General features: G+C 62.9%; 29 protein-coding genes. 8 read left to right on the forward strand and 21 right to left on the reverse strand.

Annotated features, from left to right (window positions below; all coding sequences use genetic code 11):
* The first annotated feature begins 74 nt into the window (after positions 1–74).
* A complete protein-coding gene (locus T5B8_RS10925) occupies positions 75–974 on the forward strand; it encodes a DNA ligase (RefSeq protein ID WP_353178686.1) in 900 nt (299 codons plus the stop codon).
* A gap of 8 nt (positions 975–982) precedes the next feature.
* Here T5B8_RS10925 and T5B8_RS10930 read toward each other — a convergent pair whose 3' ends face one another.
* Both T5B8_RS10930 and hmuQ read right to left on the reverse strand, forming a co-directional pair.
* Complete coding sequence (locus T5B8_RS10930) at positions 983–1,525, reverse strand: MAPEG family protein (protein WP_353178687.1); 543 nt, start codon at positions 1,523–1,525, stop codon at positions 983–985.
* An 18-nt stretch (positions 1,526–1,543) separates the two neighbouring features.
* Positions 1,544–1,846, reverse strand: a complete 303-nt coding sequence (hmuQ, locus tag T5B8_RS10935) for a heme-degrading protein HmuQ (protein ID WP_353178688.1) — start codon at positions 1,844–1,846, stop codon at positions 1,544–1,546.
* Between the two features lie 143 nt (positions 1,847–1,989).
* Between hmuQ and T5B8_RS10940 the strand changes: the two genes are divergently transcribed.
* On the forward strand, positions 1,990–2,862 hold the full coding sequence (locus T5B8_RS10940) for an AEC family transporter (protein ID WP_353178690.1): 873 nt from the start codon (positions 1,990–1,992) through the stop codon (positions 2,860–2,862).
* 50 nt (positions 2,863–2,912) lie between these two features.
* Here T5B8_RS10940 and T5B8_RS10945 read toward each other — a convergent pair whose 3' ends face one another.
* The 6 genes from T5B8_RS10945 to T5B8_RS10970 all read right to left on the reverse strand — a co-directional run bounded on the left by T5B8_RS10945 (position 2,913) and on the right by T5B8_RS10970 (position 7,122).
* Positions 2,913–3,212 (reverse strand): type II toxin-antitoxin system RelE/ParE family toxin, encoded by a 300-nt coding sequence (locus tag T5B8_RS10945; RefSeq protein ID WP_353178691.1) that lies wholly within the window; start codon positions 3,210–3,212, stop codon positions 2,913–2,915.
* Positions 3,209–3,430 (reverse strand): addiction module protein, encoded by a 222-nt coding sequence (locus tag T5B8_RS10950; RefSeq protein WP_353178693.1) that lies wholly within the window; start codon positions 3,428–3,430, stop codon positions 3,209–3,211. Before T5B8_RS10950 ends, T5B8_RS10945 begins: the two co-directional genes overlap by 4 nt.
* A 57-nt stretch (positions 3,431–3,487) precedes the next feature.
* Positions 3,488–3,889 (reverse strand): GFA family protein, encoded by a 402-nt coding sequence (locus T5B8_RS10955; RefSeq protein ID WP_502950793.1) that lies wholly within the window; start codon positions 3,887–3,889, stop codon positions 3,488–3,490.
* Between the two features lie 192 nt (positions 3,890–4,081).
* Positions 4,082–5,191: an alkene reductase gene (locus tag T5B8_RS10960; protein WP_353178695.1), complete on the reverse strand. Its 1,110-nt coding sequence runs from the start codon at positions 5,189–5,191 to the stop codon at positions 4,082–4,084.
* Positions 5,192–5,343: 152 nt separating this feature from the next.
* A complete protein-coding gene (locus T5B8_RS10965; RefSeq protein WP_353178696.1) occupies positions 5,344–5,796 on the reverse strand; it encodes a plastocyanin/azurin family copper-binding protein in 453 nt (150 codons plus the stop codon).
* Between the two features lie 201 nt (positions 5,797–5,997).
* On the reverse strand, positions 5,998–7,122 hold the full coding sequence (locus T5B8_RS10970; RefSeq protein ID WP_353178698.1) for a zinc-dependent alcohol dehydrogenase family protein: 1,125 nt from the start codon (positions 7,120–7,122) through the stop codon (positions 5,998–6,000).
* Between the two features lie 196 nt (positions 7,123–7,318).
* Here T5B8_RS10970 and T5B8_RS10975 point away from each other — a divergent pair, with 196 nt between their 5' ends.
* Positions 7,319–7,885 carry a phosphoribosyltransferase family protein gene (locus T5B8_RS10975; protein ID WP_353178700.1) on the forward strand — a complete coding sequence of 189 codons (567 nt, stop codon included), beginning with the start codon at positions 7,319–7,321 and terminating at the stop codon, positions 7,883–7,885.
* A 78-nt stretch (positions 7,886–7,963) separates the two neighbouring features.
* Here the strand turns inward: T5B8_RS10975 and T5B8_RS10980 are convergent, their stop codons facing one another.
* From T5B8_RS10980 to T5B8_RS10995, 4 genes are all read right to left on the reverse strand, one after another.
* Positions 7,964–8,998, reverse strand: a complete 1,035-nt coding sequence (locus tag T5B8_RS10980) for a sodium:calcium antiporter (protein WP_353178701.1) — start codon at positions 8,996–8,998, stop codon at positions 7,964–7,966.
* Positions 8,995–9,807 carry a crotonase/enoyl-CoA hydratase family protein gene (locus tag T5B8_RS10985; protein WP_353178703.1) on the reverse strand — a complete coding sequence of 271 codons (813 nt, stop codon included), beginning with the start codon at positions 9,805–9,807 and terminating at the stop codon, positions 8,995–8,997. The genes T5B8_RS10980 and T5B8_RS10985 overlap by 4 nt, the downstream gene beginning before the upstream one ends.
* A 158-nt stretch (positions 9,808–9,965) precedes the next feature.
* A complete protein-coding gene (locus T5B8_RS10990) occupies positions 9,966–10,637 on the reverse strand; it encodes a dienelactone hydrolase family protein (RefSeq protein WP_353178705.1) in 672 nt (223 codons plus the stop codon).
* 108 nt (positions 10,638–10,745) lie between these two features.
* Entirely contained in the window at positions 10,746–11,225 is a 480-nt protein-coding gene (locus T5B8_RS10995; protein ID WP_502950794.1) for a polyribonucleotide nucleotidyltransferase, read from the reverse strand.
* 179 nt (positions 11,226–11,404) lie between these two features.
* On the opposite strand from T5B8_RS10995, the gene T5B8_RS11000 reads away from it, so the two are divergent.
* Positions 11,405–11,911, forward strand: a complete 507-nt coding sequence (locus T5B8_RS11000; RefSeq protein WP_353178707.1) for a pilin — start codon at positions 11,405–11,407, stop codon at positions 11,909–11,911.
* An 18-nt stretch (positions 11,912–11,929) separates the two neighbouring features.
* Here T5B8_RS11000 and T5B8_RS11005 read toward each other — a convergent pair whose 3' ends face one another.
* Positions 11,930–12,328 (reverse strand): RNA-binding S4 domain-containing protein, encoded by a 399-nt coding sequence (locus T5B8_RS11005; RefSeq protein WP_353178709.1) that lies wholly within the window; start codon positions 12,326–12,328, stop codon positions 11,930–11,932.
* 43 nt (positions 12,329–12,371) lie between these two features.
* Between T5B8_RS11005 and T5B8_RS11010 the strand changes: the two genes are divergently transcribed.
* Together T5B8_RS11010 and T5B8_RS11015 are read left to right on the forward strand one after the other, a co-directional pair.
* Complete coding sequence (locus T5B8_RS11010) at positions 12,372–12,650, forward strand: DUF3634 family protein (protein ID WP_353178711.1); 279 nt, start codon at positions 12,372–12,374, stop codon at positions 12,648–12,650.
* Between the two features lie 336 nt (positions 12,651–12,986).
* The gene (locus tag T5B8_RS11015; protein WP_353178713.1) at positions 12,987–13,652 is read left to right on the forward strand and encodes a glutathione S-transferase; all 666 of its coding nucleotides are present in this window, start codon (positions 12,987–12,989) and stop codon (positions 13,650–13,652) included.
* Positions 13,653–13,705: 53 nt separating this feature from the next.
* Here T5B8_RS11015 and T5B8_RS11020 read toward each other — a convergent pair whose 3' ends face one another.
* The 7 genes from T5B8_RS11020 to T5B8_RS11050 form a co-directional block, all read right to left on the reverse strand.
* Entirely contained in the window at positions 13,706–14,014 is a 309-nt protein-coding gene (locus T5B8_RS11020) for a ComEA family DNA-binding protein (RefSeq protein ID WP_353178715.1), read from the reverse strand.
* Between the two features lie 186 nt (positions 14,015–14,200).
* Entirely contained in the window at positions 14,201–14,584 is a 384-nt protein-coding gene (locus tag T5B8_RS11025; RefSeq protein ID WP_353178717.1) for a hypothetical protein, read from the reverse strand.
* The gene (locus T5B8_RS11030) at positions 14,563–15,495 is read right to left on the reverse strand and encodes a histone deacetylase family protein (RefSeq protein WP_353178719.1); all 933 of its coding nucleotides are present in this window, start codon (positions 15,493–15,495) and stop codon (positions 14,563–14,565) included. Before T5B8_RS11030 ends, T5B8_RS11025 begins: the two co-directional genes overlap by 22 nt.
* A gap of 216 nt (positions 15,496–15,711) precedes the next feature.
* Positions 15,712–16,101 (reverse strand): DUF3015 family protein, encoded by a 390-nt coding sequence (locus T5B8_RS11035; RefSeq protein ID WP_353178721.1) that lies wholly within the window; start codon positions 16,099–16,101, stop codon positions 15,712–15,714.
* A gap of 77 nt (positions 16,102–16,178) precedes the next feature.
* Positions 16,179–18,050, reverse strand: a complete 1,872-nt coding sequence (gene thiC / locus T5B8_RS11040) for a phosphomethylpyrimidine synthase ThiC (RefSeq protein ID WP_353178723.1) — start codon at positions 18,048–18,050, stop codon at positions 16,179–16,181.
* A gap of 92 nt (positions 18,051–18,142) precedes the next feature.
* Complete coding sequence (pncA, locus tag T5B8_RS11045) at positions 18,143–18,772, reverse strand: bifunctional nicotinamidase/pyrazinamidase (RefSeq protein ID WP_353178724.1); 630 nt, start codon at positions 18,770–18,772, stop codon at positions 18,143–18,145.
* A 7-nt stretch (positions 18,773–18,779) separates the two neighbouring features.
* The gene (locus T5B8_RS11050) at positions 18,780–20,252 is read right to left on the reverse strand and encodes a nicotinate phosphoribosyltransferase (RefSeq protein ID WP_353178726.1); all 1,473 of its coding nucleotides are present in this window, start codon (positions 20,250–20,252) and stop codon (positions 18,780–18,782) included.
* A gap of 112 nt (positions 20,253–20,364) precedes the next feature.
* On the opposite strand from T5B8_RS11050, the gene T5B8_RS11055 reads away from it, so the two are divergent.
* Both T5B8_RS11055 and T5B8_RS11060 read left to right on the forward strand, forming a co-directional pair.
* The gene (locus T5B8_RS11055) at positions 20,365–21,111 is read left to right on the forward strand and encodes a lysophospholipid acyltransferase family protein (protein ID WP_353178727.1); all 747 of its coding nucleotides are present in this window, start codon (positions 20,365–20,367) and stop codon (positions 21,109–21,111) included.
* Between the two features lie 207 nt (positions 21,112–21,318).
* Entirely contained in the window at positions 21,319–22,074 is a 756-nt protein-coding gene (locus T5B8_RS11060; protein ID WP_353178728.1) for a lysophospholipid acyltransferase family protein, read from the forward strand.
* 135 nt (positions 22,075–22,209) lie between these two features.
* Here the strand turns inward: T5B8_RS11060 and T5B8_RS11065 are convergent, their stop codons facing one another.
* Positions 22,210–24,165, reverse strand: coding sequence for a non-ribosomal peptide synthetase (locus tag T5B8_RS11065; RefSeq protein WP_353178729.1), 1,956 nt, complete (start codon positions 24,163–24,165; stop codon positions 22,210–22,212).
* Between the last annotated feature and the right edge of the window lie 14 nt (positions 24,166–24,179).

A 24,179-nucleotide genomic window follows, 5' to 3' on the forward strand; every position in this document is an offset into this window, starting at 1 on the left:
TCAGCTTCAAGGCAAATGACCCGGATGAACAACCTACTGAAAGATCACAGCTAGCGTCGAGCCGGGGGTGAAAGATGCAATCGAGCCTGACATGCCGAACGCGATTACTGGCCGGTCTTTTACTGGCACTGGCACTGGCACTGGCGCTACGGGCCGGACTGCTTGCTGGAGCCGAACCGCCGCCCGTCACGCTCGCCGAGCGCTATGACGGCCAGGCCGATGTTGCCGACTACTGGGTTAGCGAAAAATACGACGGTGTCCGTGGCTACTGGACCGGCCACGCACTGATCACCCGCGGCGGCACGCGCATCGATGCGCCGGCATGGTTTACCGCCGGCTGGCCGGACACACCCATGGACGGCGAGTTGTGGATCGGCTACGGCGAATTCGCGCGCGTTTCCGGCATCGTGCGTACGCACGACGCCCAGGATAGCGACTGGCGCCAGATCAGTTATCGCGTGTTCGACCTGCCCGAACACGGGGGCAACTTCGATGCCCGCGTACCCGCCATTCGCGAAACCGTGGCCGATATTGACCAGCCCTGGGTGGTGGCGATTCGTCAGTTCAAAGTGGACGATCCGGCCGCGCTCGATACGGCACTGGACGCGGTGCTCGCCCGTGGCGGCGAGGGCTTGATGCTGCACCGGGGCGATGCGCTTTATCACGCCGGGCGCAGCGACGATCTGCTCAAGCTCAAGCCATATGACGATGCCGAGGCGGTGGTGACCGCCATCAACCCCGGCCAGGGCCGGCTCGAAGGGCTGATGGGCTCACTCGATGTTCGCACGCCCGATGGTCGCGAATTTGCCATCGGCAGCGGCTTTACCGACGCGGAGCGTGCCGACCCGCCACCGGTCGGCAGCTGGATTACCTACCGCTACAACGGCGAAACCGCGACCGGCCTACCGCGTTTCGCCCGTTTTCTGCGGCGACGACCGGGCGGGCCGCCGCCCGAGCCGCCATCACAGCCCTAAGGCCTGGCTCAACCGAATAGCCACCGCGAAGCGCGCATCACCGCCACCGTGGCCAGCATGAGTGCCGTCGGGTAGAAACAGGCGGTAAAGCCCAACGAGCGCGCGGGCGCGCCACGTGCATAGCCGGCGAAAAACAGAATACGGCCGAGTACGAACACGATGGCCGCGAGCACCACGGCCGACAGTGTGCCGATGGGCATGAGCAGCACCCAGGCGAAATACGCCACCACGGCCAGCATTACCTGCTCATGCGTGTTCTGGGCCAGCGCCCGCAACAACTGAACGCGCGGCGTACCCTCGCTCAGCCCCGCCCCGTCGATATCAGCCGCATGAAAGAAGCGATGCTTTGCGATACGTCCGAGCGCGAACATCAGACACAGCGCCGGCAATAACGAAGCCCCGCTGGCGATCGACAACCGCGTGGCCAGGTCGTTGTCGAACGGGCCGAATAGATCGACGAACGCACCGCCCCACACCACGACGACCGCCACGATGGCACCGGCCGCCATGCCGCGAAGCACGCCGCGCTGGTGGGTCGACAACGCCGTCATCGAAGCGCTGGCCCGGTATCAGAGCTTGACCTCGAACCCCTCGAACTGGGGCGGGCCGAGATAGATATCGCGACGCGCGCCGGCATTCGCATGCGCCTTGCGAAAGGCTTCGCTCTGGGTCCAGGCCTCGAACGCTTCGCGGGATTCCCACTCGGAGTGGGAAGCGAACAACGTGTGCTCCTCGTTGGACGGCCCCTGCAACAGATTGAACTGCTTGAAGCCGGGCACATCCTGCAGATGGGTGTCGCGTTCGCGCCAGATGGCAAGAAACTCCTCCTCGCAGCCGGGCTTGATCTTGAAACGGTTCATGGCGATGAACATGGCCTGCTCCCATCTTTGAAAAACCGTTGCGAGTATACGCATCGCGGCCGCGCCCATGGCACAACGGTCATTGCGCAATACAGCTACAATGGCGCGCTTTGTGACCTGGCCGGGCATAGCCGCTCGCGCCATCGGGAGCCGCTGTGCTGATTCGTATTCTTGAGATCACGGTGCCGGTATTCGGCATCATCGCCCTGGCCTATGCCTACGGCCGTCGGCGCCCGACCGATCTGCGCGACGCGAACCGGCTCAACATCAGCATCTTCACGCCCGCGCTGATCTTTCATGCGCTCACCGAGCGCTCGCAGGGTGGGGACGATTTCATCATGGCCGCCCTCGGCGCCACGGTCATCGTGCTGGGCTCCGGCCTGCTCGCCTGGGCCTGGGTACGGGTCACCAAACGCGACCCGGCCGTTTATATCGGCCCGGCCATGTTCAACAACTGCGGCAATCTGGGCCTGCCACTGGCCATTCTCGCCTTTGGCGAAGACGCCCTGCCGCTGGCCGTGGTGCTGCTGGTCACCGAAAACCTGCTGCAGTTCACCGTCGGCCTGTGGTTGCTGGGCGATTCGATTCATATCAAGCGTCTGGCCACCAATCCGGTCCTGGTGGCTACCTTCGCCGGCGTGATCGGCATGGTTATGGACTGGCATGCCCCGGCGATGATCGAGCCCGGTATTCGCATGCTCGGGGAAATCTCCATTCCGCTCATGCTGGTCGCACTCGGCGTGCGCCTGGCCGACGGCGCGCCGGGTCAATGGGTCGCCGGCTTCTGGGGCGGGTTGCTGTGCCCACTCACCGGCCTGCTCGTGGCCGTGCCCTGGGTATTGATCACCCAGCCCGAGCCGCCGCTGGCCGCCCTGCTGATCGTGTTCGGCGCCCTGCCTCCGGCGGTACTCAACTACATGCTCGCCGAACAATTCGAGATCGCCCCGGAACAGGTCGCCGCGATCGTGGCCGTTGGGCATGTGATTGCGCTGGCGGTGATACCGCTCGCGCTTTATTGCGTTTTATAGCACTTGGATCGAGATCGATTGCCCGGCTTACCGCCATGCTAGAGAACACATCAGCGAAGCCGCGAAGGTAGTTTGATCGGATTTGCCTTGCCATGCGTACAAGCAAGTATCGTGATCCGGCTTTCTTGCACCTGATACCAAATCAGAAACGGAAATCGGCGCAGTACTGCCCGCCGTACGCCGCGGTATTTCTGTGGGTAAAGAAACGGCGCCTCGGCAAGCCGGTCCATTAGCGCGTTAAATTCCGCGTTGAACTCGGCTGCCAAACCAGCCTGTTGCTGTTCGTACCACTGCTGCGCTTCAACCACATCGCGTTCTGCAGCACGACGCAGATAGACGTTATAGATCAAGGTAGCTGGCGGTTGAGCCGCTCGCGAACGTCGGACCACGGACTTTCGTCAACCGGATTAGCTTCAGCATCGGCGATACGCGCGTCCAGTATCGATCGCTCGGCGGCTGTCACAGGCACCTCTTCCGTGCCAATCGTTTCCCAGACCGCCTCAATGAACTCCAATCGCTCAGCGAGCGAGAGTTCCTTGACCTTCGATATTAAGTTCGTATCGACCATGGATAGAGAATAGCGTAATCGCGGCATACGCAATACGCCCGCAACCGACTGCCCGATTCAAACCGGCGGCAGCGCACGATTCATGTGGCCATTACCGATCGGCACGGGGTCGAACGCCAGCGCGTTCACACCCTCGATACAGGCAATATTGAGCCCATACTCCGACGGGTTGCTGCGTCGTTTGTGGTGGGTATAAACGCCGCACAGGCTGCAGAAGAAATGTTCGGCCACCCGCGTGCCCCAGCGATAGACCGAAAGTACGTCTTCGCCTTTGACGACGGTGACGTGGGTCGTGGGCACACTGGCCATGACATAGCCTTTTCGGCTGCAAAGCGAGCAATCACATCGCCTGAGGTTCTCCAGGCCGTTGTCGAATTGAATTTCAAGCTCAACCGACCCGCAATGGCAAGTCGCTTTTCGAAACTCCGTCATAAGGCTTCCTCGGATTCGCTGGTTCAACCTGGTCAAGATATCGCAGGTATACCCGCACGCCGGAACAACGTTTTCGTCAATCTCGACTCGAGCCGTTTGTCTAAACCGCTGGCGCCAACAACAACGGGAGCCGCCCATGCCGTACTCGTACCAACCGCACAAAAAAAGCCGGCCGATCATAAGACCGGCCGGCTCGGTACAGCAGGATGCGCTAGCCGATCAACTCTGTTCGCTCAGGAACGGATAATCGGTATAGCCCTTTTCGTCACCGCCGTAGTAGGTGGCTTCGTCCGGCTTGTTGAGTTCGGCGCCGACGCGGAATCGCTCGACCAGGTCCGGGTTGGCGATATAGGGACGACCGAAGGCCGCACCGTCGCCGAGGCCCTTTTCGATCAGCGCTTCGGCCTTTTCCGCGGTGTAGTGACCACAGAAGATGAGCGCGCCGTCGGCAAAGCGTTCGCGCATGGCCTGACGGAATTCGTCGGTGAGCTTGATGTCGCCGCCGGCCCAGTCGGGCTCGTTGATATGCAGATAGGCCAGACCGCGCTTGTTTAGCTGTTCGGCCATGTAGAAGGCCATCGCCTTGGGCTCGTCGTCGGTCAGGCCGAAGATCTCGATGAACGGCGACATGCGAATGCCCACGCGATCCGCGCCCATCACCTCGACCACGGCATCCACGACTTCCAGCGGCAGACGCGCCCGGTTTTCGATGGAGCCACCGTAGGCATCGGTACGCTTGTTGGCACCAGTGGCCATGAACTGCTGGAGCAGATAGGCGTTGGCGGCATGCACTTCCACCATATCGAAGCCGGCCCGCTTGGCGCGGATCGCAGCCTGACGATATTCCTCCACCACTTCGGGGATTTCCTTGGTTTCCAGTGCGCGTGGCGTAGAGGAATCCTGCAGGCCTTCGCTGCCGTCCTCGAACTGGACATAGGATTTTGCGCCTTCGCCGCGAATGGCGCTGGGTGCAACCGGCTTGCGCCCGTCCGGGTGCACCATTTCATGGCCGACCCGGCCGACATGCCACAACTGCAGGCACATACGCCCGCCGGCGTCGTGAACGGCATCCACTACGCCTTTCCAGCCGGCTTCCTGTTCGTCGGTGAAGATACTCGGCGTAAATACATAACCCCGGGCGGATTCCGAGATATTGGTAGCCTCGGAGATGATCATGCCCGCACCGGCCCGCTGCGAATAATAGGTGCGCTGCATGTCGCCGGGTACCTGGTCACGACAGCGAGCCCGGGTGAGCGGCGCCATGATGACGCGGTTGGGCAGCTGGACGGCGCCGAAATTGATCGGCGAAAGAAGCTTGTCGACAGCCATGGTTTTCCTTGGTCGAAAGATCGAGTGATGCCCGAGACTTGGTGGCCTCGCGCATCAAATCAAGTCGATTGCGCACAACGCTTTCATGCGCCAGACACAAAAAAGCCCTGCCGCAACGCGACAGGGCCGAGGCTTTGCAAAAGCCGGTTCGCTTATTCGGCCTTGACCGTCAGCGTGCCCTTCATGCCGGCCTGGAAATGGCCCGGGAAGGTGCAGATATAGGTGTAATCACCCGGCTCTTCCGGCGCGGTGAAGGTGACGGTGTCGGATTCACCACCGCCGACCAGACCGGTATGGGCGATGATCTGATCGCTCATGTCTTCCGGCACATAGTCGTTGGCCTTGGCGCTCATGGCGGCTTCGTCGACCTTGGCGGCATCGGCGTCGGCCTTGAGCAGGAGCCAGTTATGCGCCATGGCGGCTGCCGGCAGCTTGCTGTTGTTGACCAGCTTGATGGTCACTTCTTCGCCCGGCTTGACGGTAATCGATTCCTGGCTGAAACGCAGGCTGTTCATGCCTTCGATTTCGACCGTCTTGGCCTGGGCGGCCACCGCCAGCGTGGACAACGCGGCAAACAATACGAACAGGACAGTTTTCTTCAACATATCGCTCGATCTCCTTTGAATTCGTCAATGCACAATGCATCGAATCAGTGCAATACGCAAGCTTCGACAAGGCTTTGCGGCTCATCATGCAGGCCGTTTCAGCCCCCGCTCATGACCTTGTCGAGTCTAGTCGAAGCGCCTGAACGATGGCTGACGCAAACCAGGGCCTATCGACACGAGATAAGCCCGTGACGACACCCCCTAGAACACAATCACCTGCCGAATGGCCTCGCCGGCGGCTAGGCGTTCAAAGCCGGTATTGATTTCGTCGAGGGTCAGCCGGTGCGTGAGCAGGCGATCGACCGGCAGCCGTCCGGCCTGATAGAGGGCAATGTATTCGGGGATATCGAGCTTGGGCACATGCCCGCCCAGATACGAGCCCATGAGTGTGCGTTCCTGGGCCACCAGTTGGGTCGGCGACACCGGCAGACGCACATCCGGATGCGGCAAGCCCGCAGTGACCGTCTTGCCTCCCTTGCCGGTCGCGGCAAACGCGAATTCGAGCGCCGGCTGCACGCCGGCGAATTCCGCGGCGATATCCACGCCGCCGCCCGTCCATTCCTTGATCTTGTCCAGCGCGTCGTCGTCCTTGGTATTCACGGTGGCGGTGGCACCCAGCTCACGCGCACGTTCGAGCTTGTCGTCGTCGATATCGGCGGCGATCACCTGCGCGGCGCCACCGGCGATCGCGCCAAGTACCGCCGACAGACCGACCCCGCCCAGGCCCACGACGAGTACCGTCTGGCCCAGACGCAAACCGGCGGTATGCACCATCGCGCCCACGCCGGTGAGCACGGCACAACCGAAGATGGCCGCGATCTCGAAATCGAGGTTCTTGTCGATCTTGACCAGCGATTCCGTACGCACCACCGCATATTCGGCAAAGCCGGATACGCCCAGATGGTGATAGACATCGTTGCCCTGTTCTTTCAGACGAATGCCGTCATCGAGCAGCGTGCCGGCATTATTGGCCACCGCACCCGGTGTACACAGCGCAGCGCGCCCGTCGGCACAGTATTCGCAGTGGCCGCAGCTGGGCACGAACGAACACACGATGTGATCGCCCACCTCGAAGCCTTTCACGTTCGGCCCAACTTCGATGATCTCGCCGGCGGCTTCGTGGCCGAGCACCATGGGCGTGGGGCGTGGGCGATTACCGTCGATGGTAGACAGGTCGGAATGACACAGCCCGGCTGCATGGATCTTGATCAGCACTTCCCCCGCCTGCGGGTCATCGAGCTCGAAGGTCTCGATCTTGAGCGGCTGGGAATCGCTGTACGGACGCTGCGCGGACATCTCGCGCAATACGGCAGCTCGGGTCTGCATAAGAACTCCTGGTCTAGAAAAATGCCGGCAACATAAGCGGCCTGCGCTCGAATCTATCATTCGAAACGATGTTTCGGGAGTATGAATCTTACCTGCGAGGCTTCGAGGGTCCTGTCAGTCGTGCAAAAATACGGCCTTCATACGTTTACCCGACGGTCAGTGCGTCGTGCGCTGGCTCGTTCGCAAAGGCTTTGACATGACCCCCAGCACCGAGACCTACGCCATCGATATCGCCGGCCTGCATCGCGAGCTTCCGCTGTTCGAGGTTTCCAGCGGAACCCGCATCGCAGTGCTCAACGTACTCGGCGACACCGAACTGGTAGAAACCGCCAGCCGCGCGCTCGCCAAAAAACTCGATGCCGTGGACTACAGCGTGCTCGTCACCGCCGAGGCGAAATCGATCCCGCTGGTGCATGCCCTGTCGGTGGCTACCGGCAAGCCCTACGTCGTGCTGCGCAAGAACTACAAGCCGTATATGGGCGATGCGCTCAAGGCCGAAACGCTGTCGATCACCACCGGCGAACCGCAGACGCTGTTTCTCGATGCCAAGGACCGGGCCCTGGTCGACGGCGCACGCATTATCCTGCTGGACGACGTGATCAGCTCCGGCTCCACGCTCAAGGCGATGCAGGCGATCATGGATCGCGCCGGTGCGATCGTGGCCGCCGAGGCCGCGATCCTCACCGAAGGCGAGCGCGAAAGCTGGCACGAGATCATCGCGCTTGGCCATCTGCCGGTCTTCACCGACGATCAAAGCTCGTAATCCGGAGCAAAACAGCGGACGTGGTCAGCTGTTTTCAACCCGAAAGATCATCGATTGGTCTACCGGATCAATCGACCTCTACACGGCAAAGACCGCGGTCGCGATACCGAAACCATAGAGCACGACCAGCGCCGCACTTTCGAAGCCGATATTGGCCAGCCCGCGCTTTTCGCGGCGGATGAGGCCCAGCAACAGCACGCCGGTCATGAGAATCGACAGCGCCATCCAGAGCAGCGTCTGTTGCGGGATGGCGTGATAGATCGAGCCGTCGCGGTAGGCGATATCCGCCGCGCCCGCGAACAGGCAATCGAAGGCATTACCGCCGATGATGCCACCCACCGCCAGCTGCAGTGCGCCACGGCGTACCGCCGCGATCGAGGTCACCAGTTCCGGCAACGAGGTACAGATGGCGGTGAGCACCACGCCCACCGCGGTCGCACCGAGACCGGTCTGGGCGCCGATACGGCTGGCCACGGTTTCGAGCACGAACCCGCTAAGGCCCAGCAGCGCGGCCAGCGCCGCAAAGCTCAGCCATAGCGACACCAGTGAACGCGCCAGTGCGTCGTCGTCGGGCTCGTCTGCACGGGTTTCACCGGTTTCGCGCGGCGCCCACATGCGCAGCTGCTGGGCATCGTTGACCACGCGCAGACCAAAGCCGTAGCCGGCGAACAACACCAGCGTAGCCGGATGAATACCGGCGATCGTATAGTCCGGCGTATAGGGCGCGACCAGCAATAGCGACAACAAACAGATAAGCAACGCGCTCTGGGCCAGATTGGCGGTGGAGGCAGCGGCATGTTCGAGATTGGCGCGCTGATAGACCCCATCGGCGATCGCCAGAAACACCGTCTGTACGGCGATACCACCCAGCGCATTGCTCATGGCCAGCTCCGGCTCGCCCTTGAGCGCGGCGGTCACCGATACGACGATACCCGACAGCGACGTCGCCGCCCCCAGCAATACCGCACCCGCGATCGCTTCGCCCAGGCCGGTACGGTCGGCCAGATCGTCGGCAATATGGGTCAGGCGCGTGCCGACCACGGCGATCACGACCGCGATCAGTACAAACAGGCCCAGGTTGGCTTCCAGCCCCAGCGACGCGATCCAACTCATCCGGAAATACTGCGCCGTTTGAAGGGTTTGTCGCGTTCCTTGCCATTGCGCGCGATGCTGATGCGCTGATTCACGCGTCCGATCAGTCGCCGTTGCCAACGCCGCTCGGCAGCGGTGGCCGCCGATTCACTGGCACCCCAGGCTTCCTGCAACAGGAATTTTCCGGCCGCAACGGCATCGGGCGAGTAGGCGCTCATCTCGAGCGCAATATCGCGTGCGGCTTCGGCCGGATTGGCGTCGATATGGGTGACCAGACCCAGCGCATGGGCTTCGTCAGCACCGATGATCTTGGCACTCATGACCAGTTGCTTGGCCACGTCGATACGCACCAGCTCGCGCAACAGGGCCACGCCGCCCATATCCGGAACCAGGCCCCATTTGGTTTCCATGATCGAAAACCGCGCATCCGGTGCGGCCACACGCACGTCCGCACCCAAAGCCAGCTGTATGCCGGCACCAAAGCAGTTGCCATGGATAGCCGCGATCACGGGCACGGCAATATCGCGCCAGGCCAGGCTCCAGCGTTGAAACCGATTGGCATAGGGCAGCAACAGTTGCGCCATCGCCGGTGCCGCGGCCAGCGGCGACTTCATCACCGAGGCGAAATCCAGACCGGCACAGAACGAGGGCCCATTGCCCTGAATGACGATCGCACGCAGATCGCGATCCTTGGCCAAGGTGCTCGCGGCGTCGTTAACCGCGTCCAGCATGGCCAGATTCATGCCGTTGTGCTTGCGCGGCCGGTTCAGGCACACCCGCGCCAGATTACTTTCATGTTCGACGACGACGGTTTGTTCCGCTTCGCTCATAGGCCCTCTCCGGCGCAAAAGATCTCACTTTGCCGGCTTTTGATCCGATCGCCTAGCGCGGCGCGACGCCCGTTTGGCGATCGGCCGCGCACACGCCTACCGGCCAGGCAAAAAAAGACGGCCCGCAGGCCGCCTTTTCGACGCATTGCGATCGCGCTTTATGCTTTCAGATGCTGTTCGAAAAACGTCATGCTGCGTTGCCAGGCTTTCTTGCTGGCCTCGGGATCGTAATAGTCCCAGTCTTCGTTGCCGAAGGCATGCGGCGCATCATAGCGATAGGCTTCATAGGGCACGTTTGCCGCCTTGAGCTTGTCCTCGAAGGCATCGGCCTGATCGATGGGGAAGAAGGTGTCCTGCTCGGCGAAATGACACTGCAACGGGATGGTAATCGAGGCCGGATCGCCGGCTTCGTCCGGCGGAATGCCATACCAGGACACCGCGGCATCGGTTTCGTCGTTATGCATGGCCGACAGCACCGCTAGCACGCCGCCCATGCAGAAACCGATGACGCCGACCTTGTCGCTATCGGCCTTGAGGTATTGCAGCGCACCGCGAATATCCTGGGTCGCGGCATCACCGAAGTCGAGCTCGTTCATCTTGTGCTCGGCTTCTTTTTCATCCAGCGCCTTGTCGCCGTGATAGAGATCGGGCACGAGCACCCGATAGCCGGCGTCCGTCCACTGCTGGCCGACCCGCTTGATCTGGTCGTTGAGCCCCCACCATTCCTGGATCACCACAATACCCGGCGCATTCGCATTATTCTGCGGCTCGGCATAGAAGCCGCTGGCCGTGCCGCCGTCGGGCCGCTTGTATTCGATATTTTCGGACATGGCGTGTGTTACTCGATAAGAAAACGTACCTGCATGCTACCGCGCCCATATTGCGTTTTTAAACGCGACGATCGCGGGCGCGGCGCATGTTCGGCTCAAGTGAGGCGCCTAGCGCGCGGCCTGCTGACGCACGCCGGTCAGGGCCGCGAACTGGGTATCGTTAAGCACGGCATCCAGCGGCAACCAGGCCTGGCTGTCGGGGGTACGGGTGCGCAGGGCCGGATCGGCCAGCGAGACTTTTTCGCCGGTCTTTTCCTCGATGATGCGTTCGATGGCGGCCGCATCCAGTTCACCTTTCTGCAGCTTGACCAGTTCGGCCTCGTCCAGCTCCAGGGTGGTGTTGTTCGCGCTGCCCGGCAGATAGATCGCGCCGGTGGCAAAGTCCACGGCAAAAGCGATCACGCCCGGCACGATGAAGAACAGCAGGCCCACGGCATCGAGCACGGCGACGGCCGGATCGATACGGCCATCGACCTGGCCCTTGCGCTCGGGATACAGGATCACACCACAGGCCGTGGTGCCGATCAGCGTCGCCGTCATCGTCGCCACGATACCCGCACGGCGCGCGTTTCTGAATCGATCGGTCATATGTTTTCCCCATGAATGATTGGACGTCGAGTGTGTAGCGCGCCCATCCCGCGCCATGACCTCGACCGAATGATTGTAGCGCCTACTCAGGATTCGCGCGCGCGGCCGATCAAGTGGGTAGAGCCCTTCCCGCCCACGCAGCGCGAACGAACACCATGGCGAAATATAACGGGTCGGCGATGGACCGAACCCAGGCATTTGCGACGAGCGCAGAGCCGGCCGGCGACAGTGCGGGCTTCACCCTGATCGAACTCATGATCGTGGTCGCGATCATCGGCATTCTCGCGGCCATCGCGGTACCGGTTTATATCAATTACATCGCCCGTGCCAAGGTCAGCGAAGGCCTGGCGCTGGCAGCACCGGTGAAAACAGCGGTCGTCGAGTACTACAGCATCCACGGCAAACTGCCCGATGTCGAAGGCAACAACTGGATCCAGGTACTCAAGGCCCTCAACCTGCCGGACAGTTCGGACGCCGGCGCGGCCTCGGGCAAGTACGTCAAGCGTATCTGGTGGTACAACAACGCCGATGCCCCGGCGATCAAGATCCGCTATAGCGGCATTCCCATCGACGACGATCTGTTGTTCCTGGAAGCCGACATCAACGACGGCGCGATCCGCTGGAACTGCACCGCGCCCAGCAGCGACGGCGTGGACGATCGTTACCTGCCCGCCAGCTGCCGCTGACCGGCACCGTGATCGGGCTTATTCGCCCTGCTTGAAACGCCGCAGTTCGCGGCGCTGTTTCTTGTCCGGACGTATGGCCGGCCGTGGCATGGACATGCGCGCCGCCCGCCGCTCGGCGGCCTGAGCTGCACGGCGTTCGCGGCTGGCGTCGGTTTCGTTATAAAGCTGCACGGCTTGCACTGCCGGGCCGCGCTGTTCGCTGAGCCCGCATACATCGATCTCGAACGCTGTCTCGCCCTTGGTGATATCCAGCCGGTCGTCGACCTTGACCGCCGTGCTCGCCTTGGCCCGGTGGCCGTTGACATGCACCTTGCCGCCCTTGACCGCCTTGGCGGCCATGGAGCGGGTCTTGAAGAAACGCGCCGCCCAGAGCCATTTATCGACCCGTACGGCAGTGTTGTGTGCAGCCTGCGTCATGCCCAGACTGTGACATCAAATTCGATGACCGCAAACCATTCGCGTGTTCGATCGTTTCCGTCTGATCTATCGCCTGCGTGCGACGCCCGAAGGGATTCATGTCGTTGCCGGGCGTGTACCGCCGCGTTTTCTCGCGGCCGTGCGCGATATCGCCCGTCTCCACGGCATCGACTGCGGCGAGATCGAATGCAAGGGCCGCGCCCGCCATGCGCGTCTGCGCTTTTCCGACGATTTCCCCAAAACCGGCCGTCAGGCCATACGCAATGTCTGGACACCGCCAACCGCGCCAGGACCAAGCGGCGGCCGACGTGCGCGCGGCTGAATACCCGGGGTCCACGCAACGGGCTGCTTGACGATGCAGGAAACGCGATTGGCTGCACCCAGGCAAGTTGGTCCACCAATGAACGCGAAGACACGCGGCGAAAGATAGCGCGCTCGAAACGCGCCGGGTGCGATGTTCGGGCGGCCTCCTGAACTTTGCACATGACCGAGACGGACTTGGCGCGCCGCGCGCCCTGTCGCCCTGTCGCCCTGTCGCCCGGCCATCAACCCGTCGGCACGCACACCCGGCCAACGCCGTGAGATACGACAAAGGTCTGACATCGATCGATCGAATGGCGTATGTTTACGCGGGGCTTCACTTCGCAGGGACAAGCGCATGATCACGGTTCACCATCTCGAGGATTCACGCTCGCAACGCGTGCTATGGCTACTCGAAGAACTGGAGTTGCCCTATGAGGTCAAGCACTACAAGCGTGATCCCAAGACCATGCTCGCGCCCGCCGAACTCAAGAAAATACATCCGCTGGGTAAATCGCCGCTGATTACCGACGACGAGCGCACGGTTGCCGAAACCGGGCTGATCATCGACTACATCGTGGAAACCCACGGCAACGGCGCTTTGGCCCCGCCCCGCGGCAGCGAACAACGCATGGCCTACGACTACTGGCTGCACTATGCCGAAGGCTCGGCCATGCCGCCGTTATTGCTGCATCTGGTCTTCGATACCGTGGAAAAGAAGGCGCCGTTCGTAATCCGCCCCATCGCGAAGGCGATTTCGGCCAACGTGAAAAAACAGTTCATCCGCCCGCAGCTCAATCTGCATATGGACTATATCGAGCACGCCCTGCGCCAACATACCTGGTTCGTGGGCGATACCTTCAGCGCCGCCGATATCATGATGAGCTTTCCCCTGGAGGCCGCCTGCGCGCGTATGGATCTACAGCCGCGCTGCCCCAATATCGCCGCCTTCGTCAAACGTATTCACGAGCGCCCCGCCTATCAGCGCGCCCTCGAGGCCGGTGGCCCCTACGCCTACGCCTGACGTGAACAGACCCGCGAAGAGCGGGCCTGTTCGACACGTTCGCCCGTAACGGCTTAACTGCCGGACGATTCGTCCGCACTCTCGTCGGCCGTCGACGACGCGTCATCGCCGACCGTGACCTGGTCGCGGATTTCCTCGACCGTCTTGTCGCCGATACCGCTGACCCGCGTCAGATCGTCCACCGATTCGAACGGCCCGTGGGCTTCACGTTCTTCGATGATCGCAGCCGACTTGGATTCGCCGATATAAGGCAGCTGACTGAGCGCCTCGGCATCAGCGCTATTGATATTGACCGCTGCCATGGCGAGACCACTGAGGCTCAGCAGGCAGATGGCGATGAAAAGAATGGCTATTTTTTTCATGGTTTAGACTCCCGTGCATTCGGAAGCTTGAACCTATCGAGTCCGATCGGATGGCGCAAACCGATTCATTTGATAGGGCCGATAGCCACTATCGAGAAACGAAGACTCAATTACTTACGGCATTTTTCGCTTAAATTTCGAAATAGCGTTCTAAATCCGAAAATCCAATATGCGCACTCGCCACTGTCATTGCGTCCCGGGCGAGCGCGTCACGAACTTCGCCTTTTCGACCTGCCAGCGCCGGGCCAGACCGCTGACCCGATCACAGCCCAACGCGCGCGGCTCGGATCGCGGTGCCAGGGTGAACTCGCTGGGACTCTGGGCGCGGGTTGCGCCGGTGTAGGCCATCAATACGACCCGGATGGCGCGTTTGGCATGGCTATTGGCGATCTGGCGCAACTGGCCCCGGTGGCGCATGCAGTCGGCAGTGAGCACCGTGCTGAATACGAGGTAGTCGCGTGCTGTCGGCTTGTCGGCCCGCGGGTTGCCGAGCGCCGGCAACACAACCAACGCCAGCGTCATCGCTACGGCGAGCCGTAGCCCGGCAATCAACGCTCGCCGGCCTCGCATAACGCACGGATATGCACGGCAGCACTGGCCGCTAGCGCATCCAGTGCATAGCCGCCTTCGAGGGTGGATACGACGCGGCCATCACACAAGCGGTCGGCCGCCTCGACGATGCGCTCGGTAATCCACTGATAATCCTCGGCCTCGAACATGAGATCGGCCAGCGGGTCCGAGCGATGGGCATCGAAACCGGCGGATACGAAGATCATGTCCGGCGCGAAGGCGTCGAGCGCCGGCAACCAGTCGCGCTCGACGGCCTGACGAAACACACTGCCCGGTGTACCGGCCTTGAGCGGTGTCTTGATCAGGGTGTCGTGCGTATTGTCGTCGGCGGTGAAAGGAAACAACGGGTTCTGATAGCTCGAACAGAACAGCGCCCGCGGCTCGTTACGCAACACGTCTTCCGTGCCGTTGCCATGATGGACATCGAAATCCAGCACCGCCACGCGGCGTAGGCCATGGACATGCAATGCATGGGCTGCAGCCACGGCGACGTTATCGAAAAAACAAAACCCCATGGCCCGATCGCGTTCGGCATGGTGGCCCGGCGGGCGTACGGCACAAAAGGCGTTGGCCGCCTGGCCAGCCAGCACTGCATCGGTGGCCGCGACGACCGCGCCCGCGGCATGCAGCGCCGCGTCGAGGCTATGGCCGTTCATCGACGTATCCTCGTCGAGGCGTACGCGCCCGCGGGTCGGCGCGAAACTCACCAGTTCGTTGACATAGGCCGGCGCGTGCACCCGTTTGATCGCATCCAGCGATGCACGCGGTGCTTCGCGGCGTGCGACCTGGCGGTCTACCCCGACCACACTCATGCCTTTTTCGACCGCCACGAGTCGCGCCGGCGACTCCGGGTGGCCGCGCCCCATGTCGTGCAAGGGGCAACTCGAATGGCTGAAATAGGCAGTGGTCATAGGCGGGTCCGTATACCGATGATTAAGCCGGCATAAAACAGCGGGTCGTGGCCAGCTGTTTCCACGCTTTCTCAACGAGCGCCAGCGTATGCCGGCATCGAACAACAGCACAACCGGCAATGCAAGTATGCCGCACCGGCCAGCCCCGCGCGGCGATCGCCTCGGCAAAAAAAACGCCGCACGAGGCGGCGTTTTTCTCGGTGGCTGATACCAGCGCTAGCGCATGGCCACAATACGATCGACCACGTTGCTTTGCTGCGCAGCCTGCGAGCCATAGAGCTGGGCATAGTTATCCTGCATCCAGCGCCCGAACGCATCCGGGTCGTCTTCGTGCAGCAGCGCGGCCAGCGCGTCGAGATTCTCGCCGTCACCCATGGCGGCTTCGCGACGCAGCGCGACCGACTGGGTATCGGCAAAGTCCTGGGCCTGGGTGAAATCGTCATCGATGTTCTTGCCGACGATATAAGCCGTGGTGCCGGCCGTACTCGCGGTGGTAATCAGATCATCGCGATCACGGGCGGAGCCGATGCTCGCCACGCTCAGACCCACAACGGCCACGCCACACAAGGCGATACGGCGCATCAACGGACTGCTCTGTTTGTTCACGGGATTCTCCCTATGGTTGCATCTACCACCGACGTTAGTGCGGCGTTGATGAATTATCGCTGAACTGCAGGCGCCGCTCATTTGTAGAGCGCGTGGCCACCCTCGCGAAATTCCTCGGCTTTCTCGGCCAGCCCCGCGTCGAGTGCGTCTTGCGGGGTTTCGATACCGCGCTCGGCCGCGAATTCGCGTACTTCCTGGGAAATGCGCATGGAACAGAACTTCGGCCCGCACATGGAACAGAAATGCGCGACCTTGGCGCTGTCCTTGGGCAGGGTTTCGTCGTGGAACTCACGCGCTTTCATCGGATCGAGGCCGAGGTTGAACTGGTCTTCCCAGCGGAATTCGAAGCGCGCCTTGGACAGGGCGTTGTCGCGAATCTGGGCCCCCGGATGGCCCTTGGCCAGATCGGCCGCGTGGGCCGCGATCTTGTAGGTGATGATGCCTTCGCGCACATCGTCCTTGTCGGGCAGGCCGAGATGTTCCTTGGGGGTGACATAGCACAGCATCGCCGTGCCGTACCAGCCGATCTGGGCCGCCCCGATCGCCGAGGTGATGTGGTCGTAGCCGGGGCCGATATCGGTGGTCAGCGGGCCCAGCGTGTAGAACGGCGCCTCGTGGCAATCGGCCAGCTCGGCGTCCATGTTCTCCTTGATGCGCTGCATGGGCACATGGCCTGGGCCTTCGATCATCACCTGCACGTCGTGCTTCCAGGCGATCTGGGTCAGCTCGCCCAGGGTACGCAGCTCGGCCATCTGGGCTTCGTCGTTGGCATCGGCAATCGCGCCGGGGCGCAGGCCGTCGCCGAGCGAAAACGCCACGTCATAGGCCTTCATGATTTCGCAGATCTCTTCGAAATGCGTGTACAGGAAGGACTCGGTGTGATGCGCCAGACACCACTTGGCCATGATCGAGCCGCCTCTGGAGACGATACCGGTGACCCGATTGGCGGTCATCGGCACGAACGGCAGGCGCACGCCGGCATGGATGGTGAAATAGTCCACGCCCTGCTCGGCCTGTTCGATGAGCGTGTCGCGATACATTTCCCAGGTCAGGTCTTCGGCCTTGCCGTCGACTTTTTCCAGCGCCTGATAGATCGGCACCGTACCCACCGGCACCGGCGCGTTGCGGATGATCCACTCGCGGGTTTCGTGGATATGCTTGCCGGTGGACAGATCCATGATCGTGTCGCCGCCCCAGCGCGCGGCCCAGACCATCTTCTCGACTTCCTCGGCAATCGAACTCGTCACCGCCGAGGTGCCCATGTTGGCGTTGATCTTCACCCGGAAATTGCGCCCGATGATCATCGGCTCGGATTCGGGGTGATTGATGTTATTGGGAATGATCGCGCGCCCGGCCGCGATTTCGTCGCGCACGAATTCGGGCGTGACGTAGTCGGGGATATTCGCGCCATAGCCTTCGCCCGGATGGCGCCGCAGCAGGCGCGAATCCTTGATCGCCTCGATCTTCGCGTTCTCGCGAATCGCCACGAACTCCATTTCCGGCGTGACGATACCCTGGCGGGCATAGTGCATCTGCGACACGTTGGCGCCGGCCCTGGCCTTGCGCGGCACCCGCACGTCGGGAAAACGCAGATGGCCGGTCGCGGCGTCCTCGGCCCGGGCACGCCCGTACTGCGACGACAGCCCCTCGAGCAGCTCGGTATCGCCGCGCTCCTCGATCCAGGCTGCACGCAGTGCGGGCAGGCCGCGGGTCAGATCGATCGGGGCGTCCGGGTCGGTATACGGCCCGGAACAATCGTAAATCGTGATCGGCGGGTTCTTTTCCACGCCGAACGTGGCCGGCGTATTCGACTGGCTGACCTCGCGCATGGGCACGCGAATATCCGGCCGCGAGCCGGTTTCGTGAATCTTGCGGGAATTGGGGAACGGCTCGCGCATTTCGTCGGCCAGACGCGCGGACACCGCCAGATCTTTGGGAACAGCGCTCATATCGATTTGCCGTCGGGGGAATAGGCTTTCAATCTACCAACCTGCAATGTGCAATAAAAGCCACGCGCGTACGCAGGCGGCACGGTTGGGGCTCAGCGCGGCGCGCCCGCGAGCGTGGCACTGTCGGCAATCATCGCCCCGGCTGCGCGCATGGCCTCGATCGCAGCCTCGGTGTCACCGGGCTGCATGTCCACACCGCGCACGCCGTCGCGCACGAGCGTGACCGCAAACCCTTCGGCCAGCGCATCCAGGACCGTGAACTTCACACACACATCGGCGGCCAAGCCGAGCACCACCAGATGATCGATACCGCGTGCCTTCAAATGCGCGCCAAGCCCGGTGGCATTGCGATGGTGATTGTCGTAGAAGGCCGAATAACTATCCAGGCGCCGGTCCATGCCCTTGCGCACGACATGATCGATGCCAGCGATATCCAGCGCCGAGGCAAAGCCTGCGCCGGGTTGGCCCTGAACACAGTGCGCCGGCCACATAATTTGTTCGTAGCCGTCGAGTTCGATCACCTCGAACGGCGCGCGCCCGGGATGTTCGGCCGCGAACGACAGATGCTGCGGCGGGTGCCAGTCCTGACTGGCCACCACATAGTCGAATGCCGGCATCAAGGCGTTGGCCACCGGTACCACGGCATCGCCGTCGGCAACGGCAAGCGCGCCACCGGGCAGGAAATCGTTCTGTATATCAACGAGTAGAAGCGCCTCGGTCATATCGATCTCACTCGGCCATCTTGCCGGATCGGCTCGGCCGCGGGTTATCGCGTCGCGCCAGCCAGTCGCGCAGCGCATCGGTGGATTCTTCGAGATAGCGGTCGATCAGCGCAGGATAATTGGCATGCGCGGCGAAGTAGGCAAACTGCTCGCCCGCATGGGCACGTACGTCCGCCAGCGCCGGTGCCGATCCTACCCGCTGGCCGTTTTGTACCACCGGCGCCAACAGATCGATATGCGGCGCGTTGGCCTCGAACTGGTGACACTGGGGGCCGCAGGTACCGGCCCAGGCGGTGCTCGGCGCGGCCTCGTCGAACAGTAGATCGGCGCTGGGCTCGCCGTTGCGGGTGAACCGGCGTACCTGATGCACACCGGGCCGGGTGAGCTTGCCCGGCGTATCGGAGAGCTTCATTCGATACGACCAGGTCCCGCGATCGCTACGAATCGCGCCGAGTTTGTAGACGCCGTCGAGCGCGGCATCCGGCTGAGCCGTCGTCAGGCGCGTGCCCACCCCCCAGAGCACGATGGGCGCGCCTTCGCGCTTGAGCTCGGCGATGACGTTTTCATCCAGACTGGAGCTGGCCGCGATCCGGACGTTCTCGAAACCGGCCGCGTCGAGCATGCGCCGCGCTGTCTTCGACAACTCGGCCAGATCGCCGGAATCCAGCCGGATACCGGCCATTTCATGACCGTTTTCGCGCAGTTTCTGGCCGGCCCGAATCGCGTTTTCGATCCCTTCGATCGTGTTGTAGGTATCCACGAGAAACACGCAGTTGTCCGGCAGCGCCCGCGCATAGGTATCGAACGCATCGATCTCGTCGTCGAAGGCCATGACCCAGCCGTGGGCATGGGTGCCGGAAACGGGGATACCGAACAGCTGCCCGGCGAGTACGTTCGATGTACCCGCACAGCCGCCGATATACGCCGCGCGTGCCGCCGACACGCCGCCGTCGATGCCCTGGGCCTTGCGCAGCCCGAAATCGAGCACCGGGTCGCCGCCGGCCGCATGCGCGATACGTGCGGCCTTGGTCGCGACCAGGGTGGGGAAATTCATCATGTTCAACAGCGCGCTTTCCAGCAGCTGCGCCTGCAGGATCGGCGCGCGCACCCGCAGCATCGGCTGATGCGCGAACACGGCGGTGCCTTCCGGCACGGCATGGATATCGCCGGTAAAACGCAGATCGCCCAGATAATCGAGAAAGCCGCGCTCGAACAGCGGATTGCCGGCGTTGTCCTCGAGCGTGGCCAGATAGGCGATATCGGCCTCGGTAAACGCCATCTGGGTGACGTATTCGACCGCCGTTTCCAGCCCGCAGGCGATGGCAAAGCCGTTGTCGAACGGCGCCTCGCGAAAGAACAGATGAAATACCGCCTCGCGCTCGCTGGAGCCGTTATGCCAGTGGGCATAGGCCATCGTCAGCTGATAGAGATCGGTCAGCAGCGCGGGCGCGCGGCCGTAGAGTTGCCCCAGCAAGGACATAGACAAAAGCGCAGGAATGATCCGGGTAGAATGCGAACGTTGGCCGCGAGTTTCAACTCGCCGTCGCCACGCGTACTTGCGCAGCGACGCCGGCCGCCGCAAGCTCGGCGCCATGGACAGGCAGACATCCAAGGACGCCCAGCGCCGCGCCCGCCAACCCGCGCACGAGAAAAAGCGCGGAAAACGGCCACCGTCCCTGGGCAAGCGACTGCTGAGAACGCTGTCGCAGTGGGCGATGGCCGGCTATATCTGGCTGTTGCGCCTGACCTGTCGTATCGACATCGTCGCCGGCCGCGAACACCTCGAAGACACGCTCACGCGCGCGACCCCGGTGGTGCCCTGCGCCTGGCACCAACGGCTGGTGCCGAGCGGTTTGTTCCTGCGCTCACTGGTCGAGCGCGGCATGCATGTGGGTTTTCTGATCAGCCCGTCGCGCGAAGGCGAGTTCATGTCACGGGTGGCCCGCAATCATCGGGTCGAACCCATCCGCGGCTCCTCCAGTCGTACCGGGCGCGAAGCGATGCAGGCCCTGGTCGAAGCGGTAGCGCACGGTATATCGCCGATGATGTACGGCGACGGCCCGCGCGGGCCCGCACGCGTATTCAAGACCGGCGCCGTGATTCTTGCCAGCCGTACCGGCGCGCCGCTGTTTCTGGTGGGCGCGGCGGCCAGCCGCTACTGGCAGGTCAAATCGTGGGATCGGATGCACGTGCCCAAACCGTTCTGCCGGTTTAAAATCGCGGTGGGCGAGCCGTGGCCGATCGGCCAACTGCACGCAAAACACGAAGCCGAAGACATCGCCGAACAACTCGGCCAGCGGCTCGATTCGCTTTGCGAGGTTGCCCACAACGCCGATTGAGTCGGTATGAAAATGGCTGATTTTCGGGCTGAGGGCATGCCTCGGTATGCGCCGCGCCTTGAAGCCGCAACGGCCGTCCCCATGACCCATCGCCATGTGTCGACGTTTATTTTTCCATGACGCTGGAAACGGCTGACCCCATCAGCTTTTTTGATGCCGGATCATTAATAACAAGCCCAGTCATAAGCACAGGAACATGTCGGGTCTATGAGTGAAGACAGTCAGGATCGGCCAAGCTGGCAACACCGGCTGACCATGCGTGTCGCTGTGCCCCTACTGCGGTTGTTGGCGCGCGCGCTGCTGGCCAGCTGTCGTCTGCGCCATGTCGAAGGCGATACGCATCTGACACAGGCGATCGATAGCGGGCGCGCGTTTCTGCCCTGCTGCTGGCATCAGCGCTTGAGCGTGAGCGTGGGTTATCTGCTGCGCGCTCGCGCGCGCGGACTGCGGCCGGGCTTTCTGGTGTCGCCCTCGCGCGACGGCGAGATCGTGGCCGGCGTGGTCGACGGCATGGGCGCCGAGATCATCCGCGGCTCGGCCACGCGCACCGGCGCACGCGCCATGCGCGATTTGTATACCGTGATGAAGACCGGCGTCTGCCCGATCATCCACCCGGACGGCCCGCACGGGCCGGGCTTTGTCGCCAAACCCGGTACGCTCATGCTCGCCCAGATGACCCAGGCCGTGATGCTGCCGATGGCGTTTTCGGCCGATCGTTACTGGCAGCTCGGCTCCTGGGATCGACTGATCATTCCCAAGCCGTTCGCACGCGTGGCCATCGTCATCGGCGAACCCATGGCCGTGGCCCGCGGCGACGATATCAACACCGCGGCCCAGACGCTTAGCGCGCACCTGGATGCGCTCACGCGCGAGGCCGACCGACTGACCGGCGCCCGCCCGCGGCCACCCAGGAAGATGGGCCCATCGGCAGACAATCCTCCGCCCCCGAACACCGCTGCATAACCCGTGGCGACAAGGCCTGCGCGCGCCGCGCCTGCCTCATGGGCGGATCCAGCTCGGCAACGCCGTTGCGGCGCCTTTTAGGCCGAACCCGTTAAACGCCACCGGCGCGACCACGAGCGATTGTTCAGAGCGCCCCTAGGCAGGCGCCACTTCGTCCTGCAGATAGGCCGCCAGGGCGTTGATGGTCGGATATTCGAACAGATCGGTCATCTCCAGCCGGTCCGGCCAGCGGTTTTCGATGCCTTCGTGGATCTGGGCCAGTTCGAGCGACGACAGCCCGATTTCGAACAGGTCGTCATCGACACCGATATCCCGGCCGGGCACGACCTCGTCGCAGATGCGCTTGAGTTCGGCCGCAATATCGGTACTGGCGGGCACCGGTTGTTCGGCCTCTTCTGTGGCGAGCAGCGTATCGAGCCGGGCAGCAATCTCGTCGAATTCGCCCTCGGCATACTGGCGTGCCAGCAATGCGCGCTGCAGCTTGCCGCTGGTGGTCTTGGGCATGCGCGAGATCGGCAGGACGCGCGTCGCCACAAGGCCCGCGCGCTGATTGAGTGCACCGCGCAGCGTGCGCGCGATCTCGGCGAAATCCTCGAGATGCCCACGGAAGACCACGAACAACACCAGCGCCTGCTCGGTCGTGCTCGGCGCCTGTACGCCGGCCGCGGCGAGCTTGTTGAGTTCTGCGCCGGGCAGATCCTGTAGCAGTGCCTCGATATCCTGGGGATAGTGGTTCTGGCCGTTGACGAAGATGATCTCCTTGGCGCGACCGGTAATCACGAGCTCACCGTCGTGATAGAAACCCAGATCGCCGGTATCCAGCCAGCCGTCCCCCATGAGTGCGCCCGCGTTGGCCTGGGGATTATCGTGATAGCCGGCGGTCACGTTGGCACCGCGAATCCAGACCCGGCCCACTACGCCATCGCCCACGGCCTGGCCGTTGTCATCTGCCAGCCGGACTTCGGTGGCCGCGACCGGCGTACCCAGACACACGAGTTCGAGTGCGTGCGTGCTGTCGTCGTAGCGCACCGTATCGCCCACGCCCAGCTCGCCGCGCGCAACCGACACGGTACGCAGACCCCGACCAGGCGCCGGGAACGTGGCCGCCAGGCTGGCTTCGGCCAGGCCGTACACCGCGAACATGGTTTCGCCAGCCAGACCGGTGGGCGCGAGCGTATCGAGAAATTCGCGCACCAGCGCCGGCGCAATCGGCTCGGCGCCGTTATAGATCAGACGCACGCGGGACAGATCGAGCTCGGGCCGGCCCTTGGCCGCGATTGCCCGCAGGGTGTGGCGATAGCCGAAGTTCGGCGAGCACAGCAGCGTGGCCCGTGTTTCGGCCGCTTTTTCCAGCCAGAGCAGGGGCCGACGTGCAAACAGATCCGGCGTCATCAGGTGATGCGCAAAGCCGTTGTAGACCAGCGTCAGGTGAAAGCCGATCAGGCCCATATCATGGGTCAAGGGCATCCAGGACAGCGCAATCTCGTCGGCCCCGAACCGTGAGCCGCTGCTGATCGCCTGAATATTGGCCAGTACGTTGGCATGGCTGAGCACCACGCCCTTGGGATCGCCGGTCGAGCCGGAGGAGAACTGGATGAACGCCGTATCCTGCGCATCGAGCACCGGGCGCTCAGCCGGCTGATCCGCCGCCGGGGGCTCGTCCGAGAAGGCCGTATCGGCCAGCCGCGCGGCGGCGTCGGCTTCACCGCGCTGTTCGAGAAAATCGCGCACGCGCTCGATATGCTTTGGCGCCGCCACGATCCGCGGCTCGTCCAGATGGCGCCATACCCGCACCAGCTTTTCGAGCTGGGCCGGGGTCGCGCCCGCCGCGATCGGCACCGGCACGATCGCGCCGTAGATCGCTCCCCAGAAGAATTGCAGAAAGCGCATGTTGTCTTCGACGAACAGGATCAGATGATCGCCGCGACGCATGCCCTGCTGTTGCAGCACCGCGAGCCGGCCCTCGGCCGATTTCGACAGCATGCGGTAGTTCAGACCGCGCTCGTCGTGGGCACCGTCGATGAATACGATGCCATTCGGCGAGTCGATTTGTGCATCAAGCGCGTCGGCAAGCGTACGAATACCGGACATAAGCAGACCTCTAG

It is taken from the genome of Salinisphaera sp. T5B8, assembly GCF_040361255.1.
GTDB lineage: Bacteria > Pseudomonadota > Gammaproteobacteria > Nevskiales > Salinisphaeraceae > Salinisphaera.